Annotated in this window: 4 protein-coding genes; 2 read left to right on the forward strand and 2 right to left on the reverse strand. The window is 62.7% G+C overall.

Annotation, left to right across the window (positions count from 1 at the left end; all coding sequences use genetic code 11):
* Positions 1-418: 418 nt before the first annotated feature.
* On the reverse strand, positions 419-2,314 hold the full coding sequence (locus tag QZ269_RS02570; RefSeq protein ID WP_291423989.1) for an alkaline phosphatase PhoX: 1,896 nt from the start codon (positions 2,312-2,314) through the stop codon (positions 419-421).
* 189 nt (positions 2,315-2,503) lie between these two features.
* Between QZ269_RS02570 and QZ269_RS02575 the strand changes: the two genes are divergently transcribed.
* A complete protein-coding gene (locus tag QZ269_RS02575) occupies positions 2,504-3,298 on the forward strand; it encodes a histidinol-phosphatase HisJ family protein (protein WP_291423991.1) in 795 nt (264 codons plus the stop codon).
* A 128-nt stretch (positions 3,299-3,426) separates the two neighbouring features.
* On the opposite strand, the gene QZ269_RS02580 is transcribed toward QZ269_RS02575, so the two are convergent.
* Complete coding sequence (locus tag QZ269_RS02580; protein ID WP_291423993.1) at positions 3,427-5,238, reverse strand: DNA polymerase/3'-5' exonuclease PolX; 1,812 nt, start codon at positions 5,236-5,238, stop codon at positions 3,427-3,429.
* Positions 5,239-5,422: 184 nt separating this feature from the next.
* On the opposite strand from QZ269_RS02580, the gene QZ269_RS02585 reads away from it, so the two are divergent.
* Positions 5,423-6,000, forward strand: a 578-nt coding sequence (locus tag QZ269_RS02585) for an ABC transporter substrate-binding protein (protein ID WP_291423995.1), incomplete at its 3' end; no start/stop codon positions are given.

The raw sequence follows: 6,000 nt of genomic DNA on the forward strand, positions 1-6,000 counted from the left end.
CCCGTTCTGACCAAGAGGCGGTCAGGCCCCATCCTGGGTACCGCTCTGGTCAAGAGGGCACCGCCTACGCTTCCATCTATAACGCCAAAACACGCCGCTTTTTCTACTCGCCTCTGCTAGAACTAAGTCGCTAGACTACGCGGTTTAATCGGCAGGCCGTACTACAGCATCTTGCATAAAGACCCTGCTCTTTTGACCCTCTCTAGAAGGGGAGGGAGCGAGCGGGGCGAACTAGGTACACGAAGTTACTCTTTAGATTGACCGGGCGAAGCGAGAAAGAAAAAAGTAGCTTCCGGTAGAAGCGGAGGGGGTTTGGGCGCTTTCCCCAGACCCCCTCCGCTGCCGCTCAGAGCTACTCTTACCTACTCGCGTTAGCTCGGATTGAAGGCGAAACTGCTGGATTCAATCCGAAGCCGTATTACCTGACGGCAGGCAGGCCGCGCAGGTAGCCGACGCTGTTTTGCAGTTTGTAGTTCAGCACGCCGTACTTGTTGGCCCCCCACTTGGTCTTGGCGAGAGCTTCGAGGCGGTCGATCTGTTCCTTGGGCTGGCTGGCGAGCCAGTCGCCCTGGTGCTGGTTGTTGCTGGTGATGTAGGCGTAGTTGCCCATACTCTCGACCACGTTGAGGCCGGTGGATTCCGAACCCGCCGCCAGCGTCATGATGCGGCTCAGCTTCTTGGTGCTTACGTTGTAGGCCCACAGGTAGTTGTTGACGTGGTTGCCGCTGTCCTCACCGATGAACAGGGTCTTCATGGCCTCGGAGTAGTACAGGTTGTCGGTGTTGGCGATGGCGTTCACGTCGGCGGTGTTGCCCTGGGCGTCGGCCTTGTCGAGCATATGCCCCAGCAGTCCCGGCTCGACGTAGGTGCGCGTGGCGACATAGGTGCTGTTGATCGGGTTGCCGCTGGTGTCCTTCTGACCGCCCGAAAGCTCGAAGGTGTAGGTCGCGCCCGCCTTGTTCTCGGGCAGTTGCACGTCGTCGGCGGGCACGTCTTTCTCGGCCTTCATGCTGGTCTGCACGTAGCTCATGGCGTAGTACATCTTCTTGTCGGCGTCATTGAAGGTCACGCCTTCGCCCTTAGTGAACTCGGTGGTAGCTCCCAGGTAGGCGGCGTAACGGCGGGTTTCCAGGAACGCGGCGGCCTGCTCCATGCCGGGCTTAAGCTTGAGCCAGATGGTCTGGGCACTGCCCGCGCGGGTGGGCTTGAAGCCTTCTTTGGCTTCCAGCGAATATTCGAAGATGTCGCCCAGGGTCAGGCCCTTATCGCGCAGCGCCTTGATCTCGGCGTAGGTGCTGTGGCCCAGGCGAACCCAGCTGATGTTAGCCGCGCCGCCGTTCTGGTCGCTGGTCTGCTGCCACTTGGCGGCGTAGAGGTTGCCGCCCGCCTTGGGGTCGTTTTGCTTGTCGCCCACGAACATGAAGATGCCCGAGTACGCGCCGTCGTCGCCGTAGACCGCCGTGCGCCCGTCGTTGGCGAAGCGGGCAATTTCCCAGGTGCCGCGCCCCATCTCGTAGTGCTTGGTCACGTCGTAGCCGCCGTCAGGCTTAACCGCCACTTCAATCGGGTACCCGTAGTCGTAGGGGTTGGCCCGCTTCTCACCCTTGAAGTAGACCTCGTTCATGGCCTTCAGGCCCGCTTCGGTGGTTTTGTAGGCCTTTTCGCCGGGCACGAAGTACAGGTCGTAGTCTTCCTCGCCGCCCAGGTGGGTGTTCCAGGGGGTGGTGCCGCCCGCACAGAAGATCCAGCCGCCGCCCACGCTGCTGAAGTCCACGCTGGTCTGGCGCTCGACGCTGAACTTGCCGTCTGCACCCTGCTTCAGGCTGCTCAGGCTCATTTCCATGGGCATCCGCGAGTACCAGCCCTCGACCTTGTAGGCTTCCTGGCCGTTTGCCAGGATGTTGTCGTATTCCCAGTGGTTGACGAGGTAAGGCTTGCCGCCCACGTTCAGCAGACTGGTGCCGTCGGCGGTTTCGGCCACCACCGGGTCACCGTTCTTGTCCATGATCGGGTTCATCTTGGCGTCGAAGAGCTGTCCGGCCTGATAGGTCTTGCCGTTCACCGTGTTGATCTGGTCGGTGTTCTTGAACAGCACGTCGTAGGTCAGCGGAAAATCCTTGGTGCTGCCGTCGGCGTAGGTGACAGTCGCCACCGACTTGGTGTACGTGCTCAGCATTTCCTCGTCGCTCTGGGGCGCGGGGGTATTGCTGAATACCACACTTTTGACGGCCCTGTTTTGGGCGCTCATGGTCGGCGCACAGGAGGTGACGCCCAGCGTCAGGGCAAGACCCGGGAGAAACAGCGAAGGCTTCATATTTTTCATCCCTCTCACCGTAGAAACCAATTGTCAGGTAGGCGTCTGCCGTAAGGCGCGAAGAGTTAAACTAGGTCTAAAAGCCAGTCTTATGCTGCGCCCAAAGGGGCCGGGATGTTGCGGGCAGCGCAGGCTGTTTTTCCGGCAGCCAGGTTCGCTGAAGGCTGGCTGAACCCGCTACCCTGAGGCATGACCGCAAATGCTTCCTCTCTCAGCGACGCGCACACCCACACGCCCCTGTGCGGTCACGCGACGGGCACGCCCCGCGAGTATGCCCAGGCTGCTCTGGACGCCGGACTCGCGGGGATTTGCTTTACCGACCACATGCCTATGCCGCGCTGGTACGACGCCCCGTGGCGCATGTCGCTGGAGCAGTTGCCGGAGTACATCGGAGAAATTCAGGCTGTGCAGCAGGAATTCGCCGGGCGGCTAGACGTGAGATTGGGTCTAGAGGCCGACTTTCATCCTGGCACCGAGCAGTTTGTGGAAAAGGTGCTGGGAATGCACGAGTGGGACTATGTCATCGGCAGTATTCACTACCTGGGCGCGTGGGGTTTCGATAACCCGGAATTCGTGGACGAGTACGCCGAGCGCGACCTGAGCGGGCTGTACCGCGACTACTACGCTCTGGCCGCCGCCGCCGCCCGCTCCGGTCTGTTCGATTCCATCGGGCACCTGGATTTGCCCAAAAAGTTCGGCCACTGCGACCCGGAAGGGCAAGCAGCTTTGCACGCCCTGGACACCATTGCAGCGGCGGGGCTGGCCCTTGATTTCAACACGGCGGGCTGGCGCAAGCCCGTAGCCGAGGCGTACCCGGCCCCCAATCTGGTGCGGGCGGCGGCTGAGCGCGCAATTCCCTTCGTGCTGGGCAGCGACGCCCACAAGCCTGAAGAGGTGGGTTACCGTTTTGCCGACGCGGTAAAGGAAATCGGGGAGGTGGGGGGCAAAGTGGTGACGTTCCGGGGGCGCACAAGGCAAGGCTAAACGGGCTTATACAAGCTGCCGATTGAACCGGGCCGTTTTGGATTCAGTCTGAGCGGGGGTACGGAGGCACAAAGACAGGTTTGGCGGAAGCTGTATGACAGCCTCATTTACACCCGGTAGCTATAGACCTATTTACTCAGCGTACGCTGCTGGCGCTGCCACGCCACGAAGGTCAGGAATTCCTCGCGGGTCAGCGTGTTGACGACCATCGCCGCAGTCAGGCCCGCCTTTCGCGCCACCGCCACGCCGTAGCAGGCATCGGTCAGGGAGCCGGGAACGTGGGCGTCGGTGTTGATGGCCCACTTGAGGCGAGTGCGCCAGCGCAGCACGTCGCGCCAGTCGAGGTCAAGCCGGGCAGGATTGGCGTTGATTTCGACCACTGTTCCGGCGGTCTCGCACGTCCTTAGCACGGCGTCTATGTCCAGCGGGTAGCCGGGACGCCGCAGCAACAGCCGCCCGGTGGGGTGGCCCAGCACCGTGACCAACGGGTGAGACGCGGCTTTAATCAGGCGCTCGGTCTGTTTGGCGGCGTCGAGGGTAAAGCCGCTGTGAACGCTGGCGACCACGTAATCCAGCTCGGCCAGCACATCGTCGGGGAAATCCAGCGAGCCGTCTTCGAGGATGTCCACCTCGCTGCCTGCCACCAGCGGCACGCCCGCCGCCTGCAACTCGCGCACCTCCTTGAGTTGTGCCTGCAAACGCTCGATGCTCAGGCCGTTGGCATAGTGCGCGGCGCGGCTGTGGTCGGCGGTGCCCAGGAATTCGTGACCCAGGCGCACCGCTTCGGCGGCCATCTCAGCGATGCTGGCCTGCCCATCGGACCAGGTGGAATGGGTATGAATCATGCCGCGTAGGTCAGACACCTGAATCAGCTCGGCGGCGGGCGGCAGCGTTTGCCAGAGGGCGTCGTGTTCGGGTTCGCGGTACTCGGGGGGGCGCAAGGCCAGAGTTGGGGAGGCCGCTTGAGACTGCGTTTCCGGCGTGCCTCCCCCTCGCCCTCGCTGCGCGGTATCCCTCCCGGGCAGGTGAAGAGGGGTAGACCAACCAAGTTCGCGGAAAACGTCTTGCTCGGTGGGCATCGGCATCACTTCGGTGCCGCGCAGCAGACCGCGCCCGGTCAGGTCATAGCCCTTTGCTGCCGCTTGAGCCTGGAGCTGCTCGCGGTATTCGGCGCTGCCGGTCATCAGCAAGTCCAGTGCGCCGCGCGCTTCGGCGTTGGCATAGGCCACTTCAACAGGAACGCCGTCTAGCTCGCCTGCCACGACGGGTTTGCCTTCAATCTGTTGCAGCCCTGGCAGCCGCTGCTGCACGTCCCCAGCGCTGCCCGTGACCGTCACCCGCGCCACCCGCACCGTTTCCAGGCCGCGCCGCACGTCGCCGGAAATCCGGGGGGACAAACCGTCCAGCGTGCCTAGCAGGGCCTGTGCCGTGGCCAGACCGGTAGACAGCAGCTGCCGCTTTCGCGCCTCGAACAGGAACTCTACATTCTCCAGAATGGTCGCCGCACTTTTGGCCCCGAAGCCCTTCTGGGCGGCCAGTTCGCCGCTGATACCCGCCTCGCGCAGCCGTTCCAGCGACTCTATTCCGGCTTGCCACAGGGCACGGATTTTCTTCGGCCCCAGCCCGCGCACGTCCAGCAGTTCCAGCACACCCGGCGGCAGTTGCGCGGCGGCCTCTTCGTACGGGGCAAAGGTATGGGTGCGGGCAAAGTCGGTCAGCTCGGCGGCGATGCCCTTACCGACTTTGGGAATCCCGGCAAAGTTCTTTGCCAGCAGTTCGGGGGTTTGCTGGGTCAGTGCCTCCAGGCTGCGGGCGGCGCCCCGGTAGGCGCGTGAACGAAACTCATCTGCGCCCAGGATGTCCAGCAGGTCGGCGGTGCGTTCCAGGGTCAGCACCAGAAGTTTGCGGGTGGGCTGGCGGGCCGAGGTGGGGCGGGTCATGGGTACAGTCTAGGGCGACCGTCTGGGGCGGCTGCCGAACCTTTGCTCTCATTTTTGGGCGACGTGAGTTCCCCCTGACTGTGCCGCAGGCCACTTCACCCGGCCTGGACCCGAACCTTTATATTGGCGTGTTTCCACGTGCCGCCCTAGCGCGGCTGAACATGGACCGACAGGAGGAATAAAAATGAAACAGGCCAAATTGTTTGCGGCAGCCTTAACGGCGGCCCTGGTGGGGTTCGCTGGCGCTCAGAAAGTCGATACCCCTATTCAAATCGGGATTGCGGTGGCCCAGACCAGTAACGTGTCTCTCTTCGGACAAGAACAGCTGATCGGGGCCAGAGCCGCCGAGAAGTTTCTCAATGGACGCGGCGGGATTGGCGGCACGCCCTTCAAGCTGGTCTTTCAGGACGCGGCGGGCGACGAGAACAGCGCTATTAACGCCTTTCAAAACCTGATCAACAAGGATCATGTGGTTGCCATTGTCGGCCCGACCCTCTCGCAGCAGGCCTTCGCCGCCGACCCTATCGCCGACCGCGCCAAGGTGCCGGTGCTGGGGCCAAGCAACACCGCTAAGGGCATTCCGCAGATTGGTGAGTACATTGCCCGCGTGTCGGCGCCCGTCTCGGTGGTGGCTCCGGCGGCCATCAAGCAGGCCCTGAAGCTCGACCCCAAGATCAAGAAGGTAGCGGTGCTGTACGCGCAGAATGACGCCTTCTCGGTGTCCGAAACCGGCACGTTCCAGCAGACCGCCAAGGATCAGGG

It is taken from the genome of Deinococcus sp. (genome assembly GCF_018260405.1).
Taxonomy (GTDB): Bacteria; Deinococcota; Deinococci; order Deinococcales; family Deinococcaceae; genus Deinococcus.